This window comes from Actinospica acidithermotolerans (assembly GCF_018139625.1).
GTDB lineage: Bacteria > Actinomycetota > Actinomycetes > Streptomycetales > Catenulisporaceae > Actinospica > Actinospica acidithermotolerans.
Window position 1 is genome coordinate 55,208 of the sequence record NZ_JAGSOH010000014.1, and the last position, 20,611, is coordinate 75,818.

Annotated in this window: 16 protein-coding genes; 8 read left to right on the forward strand and 8 right to left on the reverse strand. The window is 67.9% G+C overall.

Going from position 1 to position 20,611, the window contains the following annotated elements; all coding sequences use genetic code 11:
* Positions 1-128 precede the first annotated feature (128 nt).
* The 4 genes from KDK95_RS07930 to KDK95_RS07945 all read left to right on the forward strand — a co-directional run bounded on the left by KDK95_RS07930 (position 129) and on the right by KDK95_RS07945 (position 7,047).
* The gene (locus tag KDK95_RS07930) at positions 129-989 is read left to right on the forward strand and encodes a geranyl diphosphate 2-C-methyltransferase (protein WP_212517375.1); all 861 of its coding nucleotides are present in this window, start codon (positions 129-131) and stop codon (positions 987-989) included.
* Between the two features lie 220 nt (positions 990-1,209).
* Positions 1,210-3,000: a discoidin domain-containing protein gene (locus KDK95_RS07935; RefSeq protein WP_212517376.1), complete on the forward strand. Its 1,791-nt coding sequence runs from the start codon at positions 1,210-1,212 to the stop codon at positions 2,998-3,000.
* Between the two features lie 103 nt (positions 3,001-3,103).
* Positions 3,104-4,159, forward strand: a complete 1,056-nt coding sequence (locus tag KDK95_RS07940; RefSeq protein WP_212517377.1) for a LacI family DNA-binding transcriptional regulator — start codon at positions 3,104-3,106, stop codon at positions 4,157-4,159.
* A gap of 152 nt (positions 4,160-4,311) precedes the next feature.
* The gene (locus tag KDK95_RS07945; RefSeq protein WP_212517378.1) at positions 4,312-7,047 is read left to right on the forward strand and encodes a discoidin domain-containing protein; all 2,736 of its coding nucleotides are present in this window, start codon (positions 4,312-4,314) and stop codon (positions 7,045-7,047) included.
* 214 nt (positions 7,048-7,261) lie between these two features.
* Here the strand turns inward: KDK95_RS07945 and KDK95_RS07950 are convergent, their stop codons facing one another.
* On the reverse strand, positions 7,262-7,753 hold the full coding sequence (locus tag KDK95_RS07950; protein WP_212517379.1) for a DUF1269 domain-containing protein: 492 nt from the start codon (positions 7,751-7,753) through the stop codon (positions 7,262-7,264).
* 173 nt (positions 7,754-7,926) lie between these two features.
* Between KDK95_RS07950 and KDK95_RS07955 the strand changes: the two genes are divergently transcribed.
* Both KDK95_RS07955 and KDK95_RS07960 read left to right on the forward strand, forming a co-directional pair.
* Entirely contained in the window at positions 7,927-8,439 is a 513-nt protein-coding gene (locus tag KDK95_RS07955; protein ID WP_212517380.1) for a DUF7144 family membrane protein, read from the forward strand.
* Between the two features lie 4 nt (positions 8,440-8,443).
* A complete protein-coding gene (locus KDK95_RS07960) occupies positions 8,444-8,839 on the forward strand; it encodes a DUF7144 family membrane protein (protein ID WP_212517381.1) in 396 nt (131 codons plus the stop codon).
* 24 nt (positions 8,840-8,863) lie between these two features.
* Here the strand turns inward: KDK95_RS07960 and KDK95_RS07965 are convergent, their stop codons facing one another.
* Together KDK95_RS07965 and KDK95_RS07970 are read right to left on the reverse strand one after the other, a co-directional pair.
* On the reverse strand, positions 8,864-10,615 hold the full coding sequence (locus KDK95_RS07965) for an alkyl/aryl-sulfatase (RefSeq protein ID WP_307844265.1): 1,752 nt from the start codon (positions 10,613-10,615) through the stop codon (positions 8,864-8,866).
* 413 nt (positions 10,616-11,028) lie between these two features.
* Positions 11,029-12,207: a tetratricopeptide repeat protein gene (locus tag KDK95_RS07970; protein WP_212517383.1), complete on the reverse strand. Its 1,179-nt coding sequence runs from the start codon at positions 12,205-12,207 to the stop codon at positions 11,029-11,031.
* A gap of 312 nt (positions 12,208-12,519) precedes the next feature.
* On the opposite strand from KDK95_RS07970, the gene KDK95_RS07975 reads away from it, so the two are divergent.
* Complete coding sequence (locus KDK95_RS07975) at positions 12,520-13,185, forward strand: TMEM175 family protein (protein WP_212517384.1); 666 nt, start codon at positions 12,520-12,522, stop codon at positions 13,183-13,185.
* Between the two features lie 212 nt (positions 13,186-13,397).
* Positions 13,398-13,988, forward strand: coding sequence for a MarR family winged helix-turn-helix transcriptional regulator (locus KDK95_RS07980; protein WP_212517385.1), 591 nt, complete (start codon positions 13,398-13,400; stop codon positions 13,986-13,988).
* On the opposite strand, the gene KDK95_RS07985 is transcribed toward KDK95_RS07980, so the two are convergent.
* The 5 genes from KDK95_RS07985 to KDK95_RS08005 form a co-directional block, all read right to left on the reverse strand.
* Positions 13,877-14,917 carry a glycoside hydrolase family 26 protein gene (locus KDK95_RS07985; RefSeq protein WP_212517386.1) on the reverse strand — a complete coding sequence of 347 codons (1,041 nt, stop codon included), beginning with the start codon at positions 14,915-14,917 and terminating at the stop codon, positions 13,877-13,879. The two genes, KDK95_RS07980 and KDK95_RS07985, sit on opposite strands and share 112 nt — an antisense overlap.
* Positions 14,914-16,698: a glycosyltransferase family 2 protein gene (locus KDK95_RS07990; protein ID WP_212517387.1), complete on the reverse strand. Its 1,785-nt coding sequence runs from the start codon at positions 16,696-16,698 to the stop codon at positions 14,914-14,916. Before KDK95_RS07990 ends, KDK95_RS07985 begins: the two co-directional genes overlap by 4 nt.
* Positions 16,611-18,068, reverse strand: a complete 1,458-nt coding sequence (locus KDK95_RS07995) for an ArnT family glycosyltransferase (RefSeq protein WP_212517388.1) — start codon at positions 18,066-18,068, stop codon at positions 16,611-16,613. Before KDK95_RS07995 ends, KDK95_RS07990 begins: the two co-directional genes overlap by 88 nt.
* Before the next feature lie 1,095 nt (positions 18,069-19,163).
* Entirely contained in the window at positions 19,164-19,820 is a 657-nt protein-coding gene (locus tag KDK95_RS08000) for a hypothetical protein (RefSeq protein WP_212517389.1), read from the reverse strand.
* Between the two features lie 280 nt (positions 19,821-20,100).
* Positions 20,101-20,436, reverse strand: a complete 336-nt coding sequence (locus KDK95_RS08005) for a hypothetical protein (RefSeq protein ID WP_212517390.1) — start codon at positions 20,434-20,436, stop codon at positions 20,101-20,103.
* Between the last annotated feature and the right edge of the window lie 175 nt (positions 20,437-20,611).

The window sequence follows — 20,611 nt, forward strand, 5'->3', positions numbered from 1 at the left end:
TACATCGCGCGGCCGGTGATCCCGGGCGGCCGCGAAGCGCGACACATCCGGCCCGGTGCGTGCCTTGGCTTTTCGCCGGCGGATCGCGCTGAATGGCAATCAGAAGCCACCACTTCAGGAGGAGCCCCATGTCGATCACGGAAACCCGTGACGAGGTCCTGACCACCGAGTACCAGCGCCAGGTCGCCGCCTGGTGGGACACCCGCCGCACGGACCGGGTGAACCTCGCGCTCGGCGAGATCGACGGTTTCTACCATCACCACTACGGGGTCGGCGCGGTCGATCCCTCGGTGCTCGAAGGGCCGGAGGACACCCGCGACGAGCGCACGCTGCGCGAGCTGCACCGGCTCGAGCACGCGCAGGCCGACCTGCTGCTCGACCACCTCGGCCCGCTGAGCGCGGGCGACCGGCTGCTGGACGGCGGCAGCGGGCGCGGCGGCCTGAGCTTCCTGGCCAACCTGCGCTTCGGCGCGCAGGTGGACGGCGTCTCGATCTCGCAGTACCAGGTCGACTTCGCGAACGAGCAGGCGGCGCGGCGCGGCGTGTCCGAGGACGTCCGCTTCCACTTCAGGAACATGCTCAACACCGGATTCGAGGACGGCTCACGGCAGGCGATCTGGACCGACGAGACCACGATGTACGTCGACGTGTTCGACCTGTTCGCCGAGTTCGGCAGGCTGCTGCCGCGCGGCGGCCGGTACGTGTGCATCACCGGCTGCTACAACGACACGCTCGGCGAGCAGTCGGAGGCGGTGCGGACGATCGACGAGCACTACAACTGCCGGGTGCACCCGCGCAGCCGCTACTTCGCCGCGCTGGCCGCGAACAACCTGGTGCCGGTGAACGTCTTCGACCTGACCGACGCGACGATCCCGTACTGGGAGCTGCGCCAGAAGTCCTCGATCGCCACCGGGATCGAGGAGGCGTTCCTGGCCGGCTACCGGGAGCGCAGCTTCCAGTACCTGCTGATCTCGGCCGACCGGGTGTGATCTCCGGCGCGGCGGGCCCTCGCGGCTCCGATCGGTGCTGATCCCCCGAGGAAACCCGGGCCGGTCCCGCCACGTCGGCGGGACCGGCCCCTTCGCCGTACTGGGTTCCGAAACCTGCGGAACTCGTTGACGGGTGCGGATGAGCGGCGTTACACAGGCCGTAGCTCGGAGAGCGCTCTCCGATCCCGACACCCACTTCTCGACGATCGAAGGCGATCGCATGACGCGAAGTCCCCAGCGCAGTCCCCATCGGCCACGACGTATCCAAGCCCTGATCGCGACCCTCTCCGCGGTCGTGCTCTCCGCCGCCGCGCTCGTCGTGGCGGCCGCGCCCGCGCACGCGGCATCGGTCCTGCTCTCGCAGGGCCAGCCCACCACGGCGTCCTCCGAGGAGAGCGCCTCCTTCCCGCCCTCCGCCGCGACCGACGGCAACACCGGCACTCGCTGGTCGAGCGCTTTCAGCGACCCGCAGTGGCTGGAGGTCGACCTCGGCTCGACCGCGCAGATCAGCTCCGTCACCCTGGATTGGGAGGCGGCGTACGCGACGGCGTTCCAGATCCAGGTCTCCACCGACAACTCGACCTGGACGTCGATCTACTCGACGACGGCCGGGACCGGCGGCAACCAGTCGCTGACGGTCTCCGGCACCGGCCGCTACGTCCGCATGTACGGCACCGCCCGAGCCACCCAGTACGGCTACTCCCTCTGGGAATTCCAGGTCTACGGCACGGCGTCGGCCGGCACGACGTGCAGCAGCACAGACGCGGCGCTGAACCAGCCGACCACCGCGTCGTCGCTGGAGAACTCGTCGTTCCCGGCTTCGGCCGCGACCGACGGCAACACCGGCACCCGCTGGTCGAGCGCTTGGAGCGATCCGCAGTGGCTTGAAGTCGATCTCGGCTCCTCGCAGACCGTCTGCGGCGTCGCGCTGGATTGGGAGGCGGCTTACGCGACCGCGTTCCAGATCCAGGTCTCGTCGGACGGATCGACCTGGACGTCGATCTACTCGACGACGACCGGGACCGGCGGCAACCAGTCGCTGACGGTCTCCGGCACCGGCCGCTACGTCCGCATGTACGGCACCGCCCGAGCCACCCAGTACGGCTACTCCCTCTGGGAATTCGACGTCTACACCACCGGCGGCGGCTCCTCGACGGGCGGATCCGGCACCGGTTCCGGCGCGCCGCCCGCGTCGTTCTGGGGCAACACCAGCGCGATTCCGGCCGCGAGCAACGTGCTCGAAGTCGCGGTGACGAACCAGACCAACGGCCAATACCCCGACAGCGAGGTCTACTGGAGCTTCAACGGGCAGGAGGAGTCGATCGCGCAGCAGCCGTACATCGACATGCCCGCGAACTCGGCCGGAAGGATGTACTTCTACCTCGGCTCGCCGAACAGCCAGTACTACGACTTCATCGAGTTCACCGTCGGATCAGCCTCGATCAACGTCGATACGACGCGCGTCGACCGCTTCGGGCTCAAGCTCGCGCTGCTCGTGCACAGCCACGACGGCACCGAGCAGGAGGTCGGCGAGAACTACGCGACCTTCCAGGAGAGCCGCGCGGCGACATTCCAACGTTTCGAGAACTCGGTGCCCACGGCGTTCAAGGAACTGGCCACGGACGACGCGCCCTACGGGATTCCCTCGCCCGGCAACGACGCGGCATTCCAGTCGGGTGGCGCGTACGCGAACTACTTCAACAGCGCGCTGACGGCGGCCGGCGACACGTCGGACACCAGCCTCGACGTCTTCGGCTGCGCGGGAACGCTCTCCGGCAATCCGACGCTGTGCGCCGCGCTGAACCGGGGCGTCGCGCAACTGCCGACATCCGAGCAGTCCACGCCGAGCCTCTTCTACCAGACGGCTCCGGCGAACTACTACGCCCAGTTCTGGCACCAGAACGCGATCAACGGCGTGCAGTACGGCTTCCCGTACGACGACGTGGACGGACAGTCCTCTGACCTGTCCGTGGCCAACCCGCAGTACATGGTCGTGGCCGTCGGCTGGTAGCCGTCGTCCCCCGCGGGCGGGGCCGGAGAGCGCTCTCTCGCCCCGCCACGTGGGATGACACGGCCCCGCATTACACAAAGAGTCCGTGGCTACAATCACATTCGTGGATGCCAGCCAGTACCCGACCGGCGCGCCGACACTCGAGCACGTCGCGCGGGTGGCCGGGGTCTCCCGGGCAACCGTGTCGCGGGTGATCAACAACACCCGCAACGTCGATCCGCAGATCGCCGAGGTCGTGCGCGCCGCCGTCGAGGCGACGGGGTACGTGCCGAACCAGGCCGCGCGCTCGCTGGTGACGCGGCGCACCAACTCCGTCGCGCTGGTCGTCTCCGAGGGCGAGGACCGCACCGTCCCGGTCGACGACGCCTTCGTGGGCCGCGTGTTCACCGACCCGTACTTCGGCCGGGTCGTGTCAGGGCTCTTCTCCGTACTGCGGCCGCACGGGGTGAACCTGGTGCTGATGTTCGTGGAGACGGACGAGATGCGCCGCCAGCTGCTCGGCTATCTGCGGCAGGGCCACGTGGACGGGGTGCTGCTGATCTCCTCGCACGCCCAGGATCCGCTGCCGAAGATGCTCACCGAGGCCGGGCTGCCCGCCGTGCTCTCCGAGCGTCCGACCACGCCGCTGCAGATCAGCTACGTCGACGCCCCGCAGCGCGTGGGCGCCCGGCTCGCCGCGGAGCACCTCGCGGCGCGCGGCTGCCGGAAGGTCGCGACGATCGCCGGCCCGATGGACATGTCGGCGGGCCGCGACCGGCTCGCCGGCTTCCGCGAGGCCATGGCAGAGCACGGATACCCCGACATCCCGTCCGCGGCCGGCTACTTCACCCAGGAGAGCGGCAGCGCCGCGATGGAGCACCTGCTCGACGAGCATCCCGACCTCGACGGCGTGTTCGCGGCGAACGACCTGATGGCCCTCGGCGCGGTCACCGTGCTGCACGAGCGCGGCCGGCGCATCCCCGAAGACGTGGCCGTGATCGGCTTCGACGACCACCACGCGGCGATGCTGTGCCGCCCCGCGCTGACCACCGTGCACCTGCCGGTCGAGGACATGGCCGCTCAGATGGCCCGGCTGCTGCTCGACCGGCTCGACCGGCCGGAGCTCCCGGTCGCCGCGACGGTCTTCGAACCCACGCTGGTCGTCCGCGCCTCCGCCTGACGGATCTCCCGGCCAGGTTTCGGAACCGAATCCGCCTCGCTTTCCCTTGACGGCCCGTTAGGCAAGGAGTTCACTACCGCTCGGAGAGCGCTCTCCCATCCTGAGATCCACGACCCACCCCGGTGAAATCCAAGGAAAGGAAGACACCCTCCATGACCAGACGACGGCGGCTGGTCGGCGCAGCGACGCGCCGGGCCGCCCACTACCTCGTCGCCACGGCGACCGCCTGCGGCCTCGTGTCGCTCGCGCCGGTCCTCGCCGCGTCCCCCGCTTCGGCCGCGACGCAGACCGCGCTCTCCGAGACCGGCTGGGTCGCGACTTCGAACACGAACTCGTCCTCCGGCGACGCCCCGCAGAACGCGGTCAGCGGGAACACCGGGGCGCGCTTCAGCTCCGACGCCGACCAGGCCTCGGGCATGTGGTGGCAGGTCAACCTGGGTTCGGCGCAGAGCTTCGACCAGATCGAGATGGACTCCGGCGGCTACGCCGGGGACTACGCGCGCGGCTACGAGGTCGAGGTCTCCAGCGACGGAACGAACTTCACGACCGTCTACACCGGCACCGGCACCTCCTCTCCCGAGACCGCGACGTTCACGACGCAGACCGCGCAGTACATCAGAGTCCAGCTGACAACCGGCGTCAGCACCAACTGGTGGTCGATGGTGAACTTCACCGCGTACACCAGCGGTTCGAGCGGCTCCGGCGGATCGGGCGGCGGAACGGGCCAGCTCGCCGAGACCGGCTGGACCGCGAGTTCGAACACGAACTCCCCGGCCGGCGACGCCCCGCAGAACGCCGTGAGCGGCAACACCGGGGCGCGCTTCAGCTCCGAGGCCGCCCAGGCGCCGGGCGTGTGGTGGCAGGTCGACATGGGCTCGGCGCAGACCTTCAACAAGGTCGAGCTCGACTCCGGCGGCAACACCGGCGACTACGCGCGCGGCTACGACGTAGAGGTCTCCAACGACGGCACGAAGTTCACGCCGGTCTACTTCGGCACCGGCACCGCGTCCCCCGAGACCGCGACCTTCTCCACCCAGTCGGCCCGCTACATCAGAATCCTGCTGACGGCGTCCGCCTCGCCGAACTGGTGGTCGCTGACGAACGTCACCGTCTACAACACGTCCGCCTCCTCGACGCTGCCCGCGGCCCCGGCCACCGGCGGCAGCCTCGGATCGAACGTGTACGTGTTCACCCCCAGCGAGTCGGTGAGCTCGATCCTGAGCACCGTCAACACGATCTCGAACGCGCAGGCCGGCAACCAGTTCGGCAGCCAGCGCTACGAGCTGCTGTTCGAGCCCGGCACGTACGGCTCGTCCTCGAACCCGCTGGTGTTCACGGTCGGCTACTACGAGAGCGTCGCCGGCCTCGGCCAGAACCCGGGCCAGGTCGTCATCAACGGCGCGATCAACTCGTACAACCAGTGCAACGGCGGAGTGCAGACCGAGTGCTACGCCACCGACAACTTCTGGCGCTCCGTCTCCAACCTGACGATCAACGTCACCGGCATGACCGGCTGCTTCAGCGGCACGGACGTGTGGGCCGTCTCCCAGGCCGCGCCGATGCGCCGCGTGGACATCAATGGCAACCTGACGCTGATGGACTACTGCGACGGTTCGCCGGACTGGGCCAGCGGCGGCTTCATCGCGGACTCGAAGCTCGGCAGCACGGTGACGAACGGCTCGCAGCAGCAGTTCTTCGTGCGCGACACGGACATCGGCAGCTGGAGCAACGGCGTCTGGAACCAGGTGTTCTGCGGCGACCCGGGCGCTCCCGCGCAGAGCTTCTCCTCCACCTCGGGCCTGAGCGGCGGCACCGCGCCGTACACGACGCTCGCGAGCTGCGCGAAGACGCAGGAGGAGCCGTACCTCTACACGGACTCGTCGGGGAACTACAACGTCTTCGTCCCCTCGGCCGCGTCGAACTCCAACGGTCCGAGCTGGGCGAACGGCAACACGGCCGGCTCGTCGCTTTCGCTGAGCACGTTCTACGTCGTGAACTCGTCGAGCACGGTCGACCAGATCAACGCCGCCCTCGCCGCCGGTGACAACCTGCTGTTCACCCCCGGTGTGTACCAGTACGCGTCGACGATCCAGGTGACGCACGCGAACACGAAGATCCTCGGCCTCGGCTTCGCGACGATCATCCCGACCGCGGGCAACATCGCGCTGTCCGTCGCCGACGTCCCCGGCGTCAACGTCTCCGGCCTGATCTTCGACGCCGGACCCACGCAGTCCTCCGCGCTCCTGCAGCTCGGCGTCGAGGGTTCGAGCGCCAACAACGCGAGCAACCCGGACAGCGTGGACGACGTGTTCTTCCGCGTCGGCGGCGCCGAGGCCGGCACCGTGGCCACCGCCTTCGTCGACAACGCCAACGACTCGCTGATCGACGACGTCTGGTCCTGGCGCGCCGACCACGGCGCCGGCGCGGGCGGCTGGACCGGCGACCAGTCGGCCACCGGGCTCGCCGTCAACGGCGACCGCGTCGAGGCGACCGGCCTCGCCGTCGAGCACTACCAGCAGTACGAGACGATCTGGAACGGCCAGGGCGGCCAGGTCGTGTTCTTCCAGAACGAGAACCCGTACGAGGTGCCCAGCCAGGCGGCGTGGATGTCCAGCGCCACCCAGGACGGCTACCCCGCCTTCTACATGCCGAACAGCGTCACGACGTTCAGCGGCTACGGAATGGGCAGCTACTCGTACTTCAGCCAGGGCGTCGCGATCGAGAACGCGATGGCCTTCCAGGTGCCGCAGACCTCGGGCGTCCAGTTCAACGACACCCTCACGGTGTTCCTGAACGGCTCCGGCGGCATCCAGTCCGTCATCGACGGAACCGGCGCCGCCGTCTCGCCCAGCTTCGGCGGGCCGAGCGACGTGGTGACGTTCAACTGACGGGCCGACGGGCCGACGGGCTGACGGATGGACAGTGTGACCGGCTGACCGGCTGACCGGCCGACCGGCTGCACGACGGTACGGCTGACCGGCGGCTGAGCTCACCGGACGCGACGTGACAGGCCCCGATCGCAGGCGCTGCGATCGGGGCCTGTCACGCGTAACGCGCCGGGCGGATGCCCTCAACCACTCACTCTCGATCCGCTTCCCCTGCTCAGTCCTCGTCCGCGAACGCGTCGCGCAGCTGCTGCTCCTGCTCCGCGCTCAGGTTCGTGCTGATCAGTTCGGCCTTCGCCTCTTCGAACGCCGGCTTGAGCCGGTCGACCACCGCGTTCTGCGTCAGCAGGAACAGCGCCGAGGTGCCGGGCGTGACCTTCGCCTTGACCTGCTCGACGAAGTCCTTGCTGATGCCGACGTCGGCCATCGAGCCGCCCAGCGCACCCGCCGCCGCGCCGATCGCCGCGCCGAGCAGCGGCACGAAGAAGATCAGGCCGAACAGCATGCCCCAGAACGCGCCGCCCATGGCGCTGATCCCGGTCATGCTGGAGAGCTGGCGCGTCTTCGGCTTGCGCGCGTCCGCCGGCCAGGTCACCACGGCGCCGTCGATCAGATCGACCAGGTGCTGCTTCTGCATGTCCTCGAGCTCGCTCAGCAGCTTCTGCGCCGTTTCGGCCTCGTGGAACTTCCAGACGGTCAGAGTCGCCACGTCTACTCCTCATTCACCGCGTCACAACCAATGGACACGTTCAGTCCAGCACCGCCGCCCGCGCACCGCTCTTCGAACCACCCGTCCGGTCTACGCCGACGGGCCGCGCCCCCGCCGCTGCCCGATCATCGAGTCAACGGCAGGCGGGGCGGGAAAGGACGGCGCGCGTGGCTATGGCTGACTCAGAGGGTCCGACCCCCGCAGGCGGATCGGCGTCTCCCGGTGGCGCGCCGTCGTCCGGCGGCCCGTCGCATTCCGGGGAATCACCGTTCGGCGGCGGCTGGTGGACCGGCTCCGGCGACTCGATCTGGGCCTCGACGGGCGTCAACCTGGCCGCCGTCATCATGGTCATCACCGGCATCGCCGGGATCGTCGAGGGAATCGCGGGCATCGCCGGCGGCGACGTCTTCGCCAAGGTCGGCAAGTACGCCTTCAAACTGGACGTCACCGCGTGGGGCTGGATCCACCTGATCATCGGCATCCTGCTGCTGCTGGCCGGAATCGCGGTGTACGGCGGCGCCCGGTGGGCCCGCATGCTCGCCGTGGTGCTGACCGGACTCTCGATCGTGGCCAACTTCCTCGCTCTGCCCTACCAGCCGCTGTGGTCGATCGTCGCGATCGGCCTCGGCGTGTTCGTGATCTGGGCACTGTTCTCCGTGCCGGACCGGCAGGAAAGCCGGTCGTAGCCCCATGGCGCAGCACAGTCCCCGGCCGGCCGCCGCCCTCGGCACCGGCCTCGCGTCCGCGCTGATGATCCTGACCGGCGTCCTCGGCATCACCCAGGGCATCGCGGCCATCGCCAACGACGACGTCTACTCGGTGGTCGGCAAGTACGCCTTCAAGCTGGACGTCAGCACGTGGGGATGGATCCACCTCGCCGTCGGCGCCCTCGTCCTGCTGACCGGTTTCGCCCTGTTCACGGGCTCGATCCTGGCGCGCGCCATCGGAGTCCTGCTCGCCGGCGCCGTGCTGATCGTGAACTTCCTCGACCTGCCCTACGAGCCGTACTGGTCCGTGATCATGATCGCACTGAACCTGTTCGTCATCTGGTCCCTGTTCCACGACGTCGGCCCGGACGCGGCCTGAGCCGCGTCCGGGCCGGGATCTGCGTCACGGAGTGACGATGGGGAACGCCGGGTCGGGATCGTCGAGCAGCGCCGTGAGCCGGTTCAGAACGCTCGCATCGCCCTCGGCCGTCACGCCGTCGAGCCCCTGTCCGGCCAGCAGGCCGAGCAATTGCGCCTTCGTCAGCGTGAGCGTCAGGTCGGTGTTGGTGTCCTTCGGATTCGGGTAGTGGATCAGCGCGCCGTTCGACAGTTCCGTCCGGTACGTCTCACCGAGGTCGGTAAGCCTCCAGAGGATCGAAGCGTGCTCGTTCCACGCCTTCGGCCCGTTGATCCGGATGCCGATCGAGTCGAAGATCTGCGTGACGCTCAGCGCGGACGCGAGGCTCGCGGCGAGCGAGATCGCCGTCGGGGCGATCGGATTGAGCAGCTCCTGCGCGCCCTGGAGGTAGAAGTTGCGCCACGTCGAGTTCTCCGCGCCCTGACCGAGCCCCGTCAGCACCTCGGCGAGCAGTTCCCGGGCCTCAGTGTTGTCGGGCTGACCGAACACCAGATGCGAGGCGAGCTCCGCGGCGAACCTCGGGTCACCCGCGTCCGCCCAGGACTTCGCCGCCGCGAGCAGCTTGTCCGGCCCGCCGAAGGCCTTGATGTACCGCTCGCCCTGCGCCTGCGGCGGATGCTGCCACAGGTGGGCCGGGTTGCCGTCGAACCACCCCATGTAGCGCTGGTAGATCGCCTTCACGCCGTGCGAGACCGAGCCGTAGTAGCCGCCCACATGCGCGGCCCGCTCCAGTACCGGCGGCAGTTCGATCTGCTCGGCGATCTCGATGCCGGTCAGGCCGGAGTTCATCATGCGCAGCGTCTGGTCGTGCAGGTAGCCGTACATGTCGCGCTGCTGAGTCAGGAACGTGCGGATTTCCGCGCGGCCCCACGTCGGCCAGTGGTGCGACGCGAACACCACGTCGCTGCCGTCGAGGAACAGCTCGATCGCCTCGTTCAGGTACCGCGACCACGCCCGCGCGTCCCGCACCTGTGCGCCCCGGAGCGTGAGCAGATTGTGCAGCGTGTGACAGGCGTTCTCCGCCATGCACAGCGCACGCCGCTCCGGCAGGTGGAAGTTCATCTCAGCCGGAGCCTCGGTCCCCGGCGTCATCTGGAAGACGAAGCGAACCCCGTCGAGCACCTCCTGCTGCCCCGTCTTCGTGACGATGAGGGTCGGCGGCACCAGGCCCACAGTCCCGGTAGACGTGGACATCCCGAGCCCCATGTTCACCTGCCCGGTCGGATCGACCGGCGTGGCGAACCCCGAGAAGTACATTCCGCGCCGGATCATCGCGGTGCCTGCGTAGACGTTCTCCGACACCGCATGCTCCATGAAGTGCTCGGGAGCGACGACCGGCACCTCGTCCTGCGCCCCGATCACCCCCAGCACGCCGCCGAAGTGGTCCACGTGCGGATGCGTGTAGACCACCGCCGTGACCGCCCGCTGTCCCCGGTGCTCGCGGTACAGCTTGAGCGCCGCCGCCGCGACCTCCTCCGACACGAGCGGGTCGACGACCACCACGCCCCGCTCGCCCTCGACCAGCGTCATGTTCGACAGGTCGAGCCCGCGCACCTGGTAGACGCCCTCGGTCACCTCGTAAAGCCCCTGCCGCGCGCACAATCCCGCCTGCCGCCACAGCTTCGGATTCACCGTGTCCGGACACTGCTTCGCGTCGATCAGATACGCGAACGCATCCGAGTTCCACACCACCCGCCCCGTGGCGTCCTTCACCACCCCCGGCGTGAGCGCCGCCACGAACCCCCTGTCCGCGTTCGCCGCGTCATCCGCATTACCGCGCGCACCGTCGCCGATAGCGCCGCCGGTACCGCCGCCAGTTCCACCGTTCTTTCGCGTCGTCGCGGCGTTCCCCATGCCGTCCTCCGGAGCCTCGAGTGAGCAAGACCCCACCAAGTCAGCCAGCACCACCTCCCGTCGGCACGCGGAGTGGCGGCATCCGGGTGACGGACATCCGGGTGACGGACATCTGGGTGACGGTATCCGGGTGACGGACATCCGGGTGATCCGCCAGCGCGCCGACACCGGCAGATCAACGCCCCCGTCGACCTTCGGCTGCTTGGGTGTCAGGGCAATCGGATCATGGCGGTGAACACGCTTTCGGCGAAGGTGTCATCGGCGGCGGGCCACGGCGACGCCGAGGCTCTCGTGGCTCAGGCTTGCGGCGTGGTCCATGGATCGGCGGGCCGGCCGGCTTGTGTCGTGATCTGCGACATGTCTGAGCCCGATGCGGAATCTGCCATCTGAGCGATGCCGAGGCGCCCGCGGACGGCGGCGACGCGCGCGTACCAGGGTGCGATGGACTGGGCGCGGCGCAGAATCCGGCCGGCGTGTTCGGTCCGCCCGAGGGCGGCTTCGATACGGGCGCGGGTGCAGAGGCAGTCGGCGATGCCCAGCGGCGTGACGGCGCTCGCGAGCTGCTGGTTCACCCACGCTCGCGCATCCTGCGCCTGACCGGTTTCCACCCGGTAGAGCGCCATCATCGACGCGTACATCTCCGTCCGCGCGAGCGATGCCAGCGCGCCGAGTGCCGCCTCCGTGTCGGCGACGGCCTGCACCGCGTCCGCTCGACCCGCCTCAGCGGCGATCAATCCGAGCCGGACCGCCTCGAGCGTCGCGAAGGTTCGTGCGCGTTCGGGATATCGCGCCAAGACCGCAAGCGCGGCCTCATGCTCGCCTCGAATCTCGTGAATCGCCTCGGCGACTCCCAACGACGTCGCCTTGCCCTGCATGCCCGGTTCGCTGATCAGCCGCTGCGCGGTCTCCAGGTCGCCGAAGGAGACCGCGTAGTTCGCGTGCCGGCTCATCGCGATCGCCGGATCGAAAAGCTCGGGGTCCCGTTCCGGCCTGGCAGGAGCAAGAATCCGGGCGAACACGCGCCTGCCAGAGGAGCTGCTTTTCGTCATCGCGAAACCCATGATGCTCGCATAGGCGGCAACCAGCGTGGTCACGGTGACGTAGCCCGGGAAGACCAGAGCCGGAATCACGGTCAGCACAGCCGGGACAAAAAATCGTGTGGCAACCGAACGACGCACGTCCCGCCGGTAGTGCTCGAGCCCTGGCAACGAACGGACGGCGAGCCCCAGCGGCAAGGTTCGAACGAGCACCACGCGCGAGCGCCCGGCCCCGCGCCAGATCACCGGGCCCGTGCCGATGGTGATCTGGATGATCTGCACACCGAGGACCGAGATCACCGCCCACGAGACGAGCGGGCTGAACGCCAGGAGCGCGCTGGCCAGCACGGCGCCCTCGACGATCTGCGACATGTGCCGAAAGACGCCGGCGGGCTTGAGCGTGAGCAGCGCGATTACCGCCGCCGGAACCAGGAACACCAGCTCCCAATTCCGCTGGCTCCACGGCTTCCCCGACCCCGACCCCGAACGCGCCAAAGCACACCCCTCCCAGGCCACGCCCGATGCGATGCGATGCGGGCAGCGAATATGGTAGCGGCTTTACAGCGAGCAATCCCCCGGATGGCGTGTCCCGATCCCGGGGGCGCGGGCGACCCGGCCGACGCCGCGCAGACCAGAAGATGCTGCCTGGCTGAAGGGGCTCGCGGGCGCGGCCTCACTTGTTCGGGTGAGTTGGCGTGCGGCACCCGCCGGGGTGGGATTCGCTCGAAGTACACCGAGGCGAGGAGGGGCATGAGCGAGGCCGAGGTACCCGCCGAGGCTGGACCGGCCGGCCGGGCCGACTTCAGCACCGGGCGCCTGGAAGCCTTCAGCGACGGAGTGTTCGCCATCGCGATCACGCTGCTCGTCCTGGACCTCGGCTTCCCGGAGCCGGATAGCCTGCACGGCGTGTCCTTGGCCGGCGCGCTGGCCCGCCAGTGGCCCTCGTACTTCGCCTACCTGGTCAGCTTTCTTGTGATCGGCATCATCTGGATCAACCACCACGCCATGTTCGCCCTGGCCGACCGGGTGGATCGGCGCACCCTGTTCGCCAACCTCTTCCTCCTGCTGACCGTTTCCGTCATCCCCTACCCGACACGAATGCTCGCCGCCTATCTCACCAATGCCGGCCGCGACGGCCACACCGCCGCGGCCGTCTACGCCGCCGCCATGGTCGCGATGGGCGCTGCATTCTCCCTACTCTTCCTCTCCTTCACGCGCGACGCCCGCGTACTGCGCACACCCGTCTCGGCCAAGGACCTGCGGGCGGCGAGGCGGCGCTTCGGCTTCGGCGGACTGATCTACCTGCTGGCATTCGGCCTGGCCTTCGTCAGCCCGGTCGCCATGCTCGTCACCCAGGGCCTGCTCGCCGTCTACTACTGCTTCGACCAACTCGCGCCCGCGCGCCGGACCGGCTGACCCGCTCCGCCTTCCACCGCACACGGCAGACCGCCGCGTGCGGAGAAGAGCCGACCCTCGTCTTCATCCCCTGCTTCTCCGGCGCGCCGTGGAGTGCCGAGCAGCTCGCCGCCCCCTACGGCGACGCGCCGACCCGGATTTGCGCCTGCCCGAGGGGGTCGACGACATGGAGCGCTACGCCGACTACGTGCAGGCCGCAGGGCAGGCCGCCTGTGCGTAAGGCCGAGCACCTGCGGTTCGCGATCCTGGCAGCCAAGCGCGAAGGCAACCGGCTGCTGACCCAGGCCCTCTCACCGCACGGCCTCACCCCGTCGCAGGCCGAGGTGCTGCGGCTGCTCCAGCAGCACGGCACCTTGAGCCTCAACGGGCTCGGGCAACTCCTGGTGTGCGAGTCCGGCACCAACCCCAGCAGGCTGGTCGAACGCACGGTCGCCGCCGGGCTCGTGGAACGCAGCACCGACGACGCGGATCGCCGCTACCTCCACCTCAGCCTCACGCCCGAGGGCGAACGCCTGGCATCTACGGTCGCCGCGATCGAACAGGACCTGCACGGCTTGCGGCTGATCGTCACGTGCGAGGAGGTGCCGTTGATGCGGAAGGCCGGAGCCGAGCCGGGCCCCGCCCCCCGTCGTCGAGCAGGCTGTCAACGGTCACGTGCGAGGAGCCAGGAGCAGGCCGCACTCGGGACGGACTATCCGACGGAGGGAAGATGCAGGCTGCGCGCCGCAGTGCGCCAGGCCGTCACCGCTGCCTCGTCGTCTTCGATTGTCCAGTCCTCGCGCTTTCCCTGGGCGGCACCGTAGTCGAAGTAGACGAATCCGATCACATGGGAGTCAGTGCGCACGCCGTTGAGCAGCGCCGTAATCCAAGCAGCCTTCTCGCTGCCTTGCTCGGCACCGGTCTCGGTGATCAGGATCGGATCGTCGGTAAGGGCCTCTATCTGTCGCTCGGTCGGACCATAGAGCGTCGTATAGGTGCCTTGCCCTTCGTAGCCGGTCCAGTACCCGACCATTCCCGCCCAGGTTACATATGCTGTGCCCGGCCAGTAGGGAGCGAGTGCGACTTTCGGCAGCGGATTCACGACGTTTGGCGACCAGACCCAGATCACATTGCGAGCGCCCGCGGCTTCGAATACGTCGTGCATGTGCCGCCACGCCGCGACGAATTCGGCCGGGCTCGCGTGCTGTGATCCGTCTGCGCCCCACGGATACCAGTTGCCGTTGAATTCGTGGTCGAAGTCGAGTGCGATCGGGATCGCGGCGGTACGAGCTTGAACGGCGATGCGATCGAGGTACAGATCGTCTTGGCCGGACGCGATCGACGCCAAAGTCGTGGTGTTCGACTGAAGGGATACCAGGGTCAGTTCGCCAGACGACCAGTTCGCGGCGACCGCCGGCAGGGGCTGACCCCACCCGATGAATTCCTCGAGCATGTCAGGGCGTGTGCCGGTCGCGGTCGTCCAGGCCGACACGCTGCCGGGGGTGGCAAGCCCGACGTAGGTGCCGTGGGGGTCGAGCAACGTGTCTGCCGGTGAGGGCGCCGCCGCAGGGGTACTGGCGGTCGAACTCGGCGAGGCCGTGCTCGTCGTGGCTGCAAGGCGCGTCGCGGCTGAAACGGGTCCCGATCCGGGTGCGGGCGGTGCCGTGCCGACGGACAGGCCGAACTCAACTGCGCCCGCCATGATAATCAGTGAGCTGAGCGCGGCGGCGGCCGTCAGGACGGGACGGTTCATGCAGGATCCTTCCTCGCGCGGATCGCAAGGACCGTGGTGTACAGGGAGAAGGCGCCGAGGGCAAACATCGGCGCGAACTGCACACCCCACGTCGCCGCGCGATAGCCCGCGGCCGCGATCCACGCCACTGAAGTGCCCCCGGAGTAGGCCCCCACGCCGATCCACAGCCGCCGGTTGGCGCGCGTCGCGGACTTCCCACCGGTCGGGCGCCAACCCATCGGCTTGCGGCGCAGCAGATCGGTGATGGCGAACATATGGGCCCAGCCATACAGCAGTTTCGCCATCCACGCCTCTGTCCCGTAGCGGCACCGGTGCCAGGCCGGGAAGACGACGAAGTTGTAGATCAGCGAGGGGGCGATGAACATGTAGTTGACCAGCCGAACGTGCCCCGGCAGCAACAGCAGCAGCGTCAGCGGAATCAGCGGCGTGACGACGGTGAACACGGCCGTGTGCGCGTAGTAGAAAAACCCGGATAAGTAGCAGGCACGGGTGCGCAGTGGCATTCCGTGCTGCCAGAACCTCGGGTGGCGCAGCAGGTCCATGGAACCCATGCACCAGCGGTACTGCTGTACGAAGAACGCGTCCGCGGTCTGCGGGCACAGGCCGGTGGCGAGCGGCACCGGCACGTAGCGGATGCCCCACCCGGCCCGGCGCAGATCGAATCCGGTATGCACGTCCTCGCTGTGTCCGATCAAGGTGGCGCCGCCGTTCGCGGCGAGGGCCTCGCGTCGGTAGACCGCGCACGAGCCGACGCATATCGATCCGTTCCGTTGATCTCGGGAGACCTGCACGAGCCGGTAGAACAGCTCCTGTACGGCGGAGGCGCCGCGTTCCATCCGCGTCTGGCCCGGATGGGTGCGGAAGTACTGGGGCGACTGGACGATTCCGAGCTTCGGATCGGCCTCGAGGTACGGCAGCAGGTGCGCAGGCAGGTCGGCACGTGGCACGAAGTCGGCGTCGAACACCGCGATGTAGGTGCCGTGCGAGTTGGCGAACCCGTAGCGGAGGTTGCCGGCTTTCTTGAACCAGCCACGCGGATTCTCACCGGTCTCGGGACGCGACAGGTAGCTGAAACCGAACTCGCGCGCGGCGTGTGCGGCTTCGGGGTCGGCGCCATCGTCGAGGACGTAGACAGTGCAGTCGCCCTGGTAGCTCATCATCAGATCGAATACGCCGCGCCAGGTGTTCCGCAGCACGGAGATCTCTTCGCGGCAGATCGGGAGGAACACGTCGAGCGACGGATAGGCCTCGGGGTGCCAGGCATCCTTCCGCTCGAAGTGGCCGGGCATGTCGAAGTCGCGTGTGCCGAAGTTCACCCACAGTGCGAGCACGTAGTACACGATCGTGAAGGCGATGAACGGCGCGAATGCGAGCAGCCACGGCTCAGTGAGCATGAAGGTGAACTGCGATAAGGCCAGCACAGTGAAAGAGGCCAGCGAAACGCGCATGAGCAGCCGCTGGTTGCGCCCGTCGTAGCGGAGTGTCTCAGCGTCGGTTGGCGGTTGGGGCAGGCGGTCGCTGACGCGGTGCGTGCCGCCTGATTTGCGCGGCGGCACCGCCACGGGCAGCAGCTGGGCCGCAGCGGTGGCACGTCGCGAAGCGGAGCGCCTGCGTACCGGTGCTTCGACGACGCCTGGCTCTGGCAAAGTCGTCTCGGTCACCTTGGGAAGCGGCGCGGTGATTTCCTCTGCGGTCATGACTGTGCCCCCTGCAGCTGCCAGATGTCGTAGTGCCCGGTGGTGTTTGCGAAGGGGATCTGCTCGATGAGCTTGTAGCCGCATTCATTCGCGCACGCCTGGAGGAAACCGACGATCTGCTGGTCGATCGCCGTGGTGGCACGGTAGTTCAGCACGATCAGAGTGAAGTAGTGCGCTTCGATCGCGGCTTCGAACGCCGGCACGAGGCTGAGGTTCTGCCCGGTGGCCGGGTCGTGGTAGAGGAAGTACCACGTCTCCTGCCACTGCGAGACGCTGATATCAGTGCGCAAATAGTAGGCGGGCACCTCGTAGTTCTCCACGAGGTAGCGCTCGGTACCGCGGTGAGTCAGCGGGCGCAGCGCCGGAATCAGATTGACCGAGGAGGGCCAGTTCTGGATGTAACCGGGGGCCTGCGCGTATCCGGGCGGCGCGGCGAACGCCACAATTGCACCCGCCGCGACCGCGGCCGCAACGATTCTCAACAGGCCTCGGCGCGCGATGGACGCGACGGCCGTGACGAGGTATCCGGCGGCGATGCACCCGAACCATGCGCCGAAATCGACGTGCTTCTGCAAGCTCGTCACGACGTGGATGCGCGCCTGGTTCCCCGGTGCGGCCGCGGCCGCTGCGAACAGGGCCGCGATTATCCCCAGCTCCTGTCGACGCGTCCGGCGCACGGTGAACAGCACGGCCGCCGCCGCGAGCACCAGCACGACTCCGACCCAGTCCCACGAGTCGCGCAGTACCAGCGAAGCCGCCGTACCGTCCTCGGGCCGGTTGGTCGTCGTCAATCCGATCCCGACGATGTACATCTCCCCGCCTGCGGCAACCCCCAGCACCTCCAGGCCGATGGCCACAGCGGCGACGGCGGCGGCACGGCAGATCGCGGCCTTCACCCGTACACCGCCGGCGCGGTAGTAGACGAGGCCGGCGAGAGCAATGACGGCCGGATCCCAGAGCGCAGAGGCGTACTTCGTCGCATTCGCCAAAGCGAGCAGGACAGCGCCCGCGACCCACCAGCGCGAGCCCTCGTCTGCGTCGCCGGCGCGCACGACGCAGTACGCGGCGACACTCAGCAGGCACAACGACATCGCATCGTACGTCGCAAGCGTGCCGAGGTACTGGGTCGAGCCTATGCAGAGGAACAGGACGCAGCCGATCACGGCCGCGGTTCTGCCGTAGAGCCGGGACGCTGTAGTCCACAGCGTTCCGGTCGCCGTCAGCATGAACGCGAGCGAAAGGCATCGCGCGCCGAACAGGCCGCCGAAATGATCGGCTACTGCTGCGACCGGCGGATACAACACCGGGGCGCCGGAGAAGTAGGCCGGGTAGTTCGGCAGCGGGGCGCCATGCAGCCAGTGCGCCCACACGAGATGACCGGCGTAGAGGTACAGCGGCTCATCCGCCATCGCGGTGTTGGAGCGCATCAGCCGCGCCGACAAGAACGCCTGCATGGCAAGGATGGGAAGCAGCGGCCAGGCCGACTGTGGCCGAGCGTGCGTTCGGACATGTGAAACCGGCACGGAAGGCGCCGGGAGGACGGAAACCGACACTAGCCCCCCTCAGGGCAGCATGGACTGATTGCTTGTCTGCGACAGTTCGAAATCGCGTACGACTCCGAGACCCCAGATCCCGGGCACGCCTTATCGATCGCCTGGCAAACGGCAGCGGCAGTGCAGCAGTAGCCAAGCGTGCAGCATGAGAAATAATCGCGTTACCCAGAATGCGGTAGTTCTCGGAGTGAACTCCCTCTCAAATGGCATGCCTCAAGAAGGCATGGAAGACTCAGGGCACCCGCCGCGCCCTGTTTAACGCAACGGAAATCAATGGCACGCACTCTCCCTGCGCACCACGGGATCTCCGCACTTCACGGACACCAGCCCACCAGACGTGGCGCCCGACTGCTCATCCGTCAGCCATTGTCGGATTCCCCCATAGTGCGGGCTCGCGCTTGAGTTTTCCATGGATATGAGCACCTCGTGTCTCATTCGAGACCTTCGGCCACGCCGCAGAGATCCACTTCATCTGACAGCGTGGCCTGTGATGCTCCTGGTATCGAACTTCAGTTCTTAGTATCAGTGACCTCTGAGTCAAGTCGACGCGGACCGGCTCCAAATACAGTGAGAAGTCACCGACCAGAAAGTCGGCCGCACTCCGGACGTCCGCGGCAGGGCTCGTCGTCTGTAGCTCGTTGGTCGCTCGGTACGCTCGCGCGGGCACGGCGCCGGTGGCGCATGCGGCGCCGAACGCTGAAGGAGGCCATGGCGCGGGCAGTGTTCACCAGCGGTGCGACTGCAGGGACGCGGGATGGGCGGAATCTCAGTTCGCCCTGCCCGAACCTGACCGACACCTGGCATCCAGACACTCGGAGCGACACCATGTCATGGTGTCGCCCCGAGTGAGGAACTGTGCGCCGTCAGGGACTTGAACCCGAACCCGCTGATCAAGAGCCAGTTGCCTGACACTCTCAGTCATTAGCGCGCGCCCGGTTCGTGGGGCGGCCGTGTGCAGGTCAGGGCGCTTGATCAAGACACATGAGCAGGGAACGATCAGGTGGCTTCGTCGGTGCCCCAACCGAGTGCGGTCGCCACGACCTGGGCTCCGAATTCGAGCGTGAGGAGTGCGTGTATGGTGCGATCCGCGGTCAGCATGCTGCGGAGATGTGCGAAGTGGTCGGCGAGTGAGCGCTCCTGGATGAAGTCGAACAAGTTCACGGCGGGCAGGCGGCTCCAGCGGCGCTCGAATTTGTCGGTGGCGAAGGTCACGGCGTAGGCGATCGCCGCAGGCCATAGCTCCTTGACCAGAAGGTCGGAGTCCTGCGGGAACGGCGTGCCGAGCTCGGCCTCAAGCCGCGAGCGGAATCGATCATGCAAGTCCGGATGTGCGGCTTCGACTGCTGCTGCCACAGCGCGCAACGATGCACCGGGGCCGAGGCCGGTGAACGCTGCGGGCCGGTTGGCCGGCGGTAGCCAGATCCACAGTATGCCTGGATCAGCCCACCGGGCCGGTGGTGCTGGTTCGAGCGAGTGAGCCCATGGCTCCGTGCGCTCGAGCGGTGCGCAGGTCGTGGGACCGGCGGCGTAGGCAAGGACCGCGGCCACTGCTGTCCATCCGGCCGGGATGGCCAGGTCCTTCTGGATGAGGCGGTCGATTTCGTATGCCAGACGCTGCGGGAATGCTTCCATCCACAGGTTGTCGTCGAACACGCACGCTGGACACACTGTGACCTCGTTGGCGGTGGTCGTCCGCAGCAAATGTGCAGTTGGGTAAGGTTCGCAGCAGATCGTGCACTCCGAGTCCACTATCGCTGCGGCGATGGCGTCCGCCCGTGCCTTGGCCAACCGTGCGGCCGACCGCTTGCGGCTGCCGTGTCCGCGGTTGCTTCGAGCGTGCCGGTAGTGGCCGCGGATGGCACGGATGATCCTCTTCAGGGCCGCCGCGAGCCGCGGCCCGGCGTTTTCGCGGCGCGCCTTCACGGTAGCGGTATTACGGCTGCGACGACGTCGCCGCTGTATCGCTTTCCTGCGGAGCTCGTGCATTCGAGGCATCGGTGTCGCTGGCAGCAGTTCGCCGTGCCGACGCTGCGTGTAGCTGGTCGCGGAGGAGCCCGGCGGCGATCGTGGCGCCGATGAATCCCAGCGATGTCGCGAGCGGATGACCGATCCACAGGATCCAGCCGAGGACGGGGATGGCTGCGGCGGTTGCGGCAAGGATGGTTCGATTCTTGTTCCGGGCGTCTGGAACCTTGGGGCGAGCGGCGATGCCACCCGTCGCGCACACAATGCCCGCGGCAATCGAGGCCAGGGCGCCAGCATTATTCATCGCCTGTGTCCCTGACCTTTCTGCGGAATTGTTCGACCGAACTTCGACATGCGAAGAATACAATTGCGAGCCTACGTTAGGCAACTTGCGTATCGCCAAGTGCGCAGGTGAACCCATAGGCGCGGCGGCTTGGATTGCGTTTCCGCCATCCAAAATGAATGCGCTTGGGTAGGTC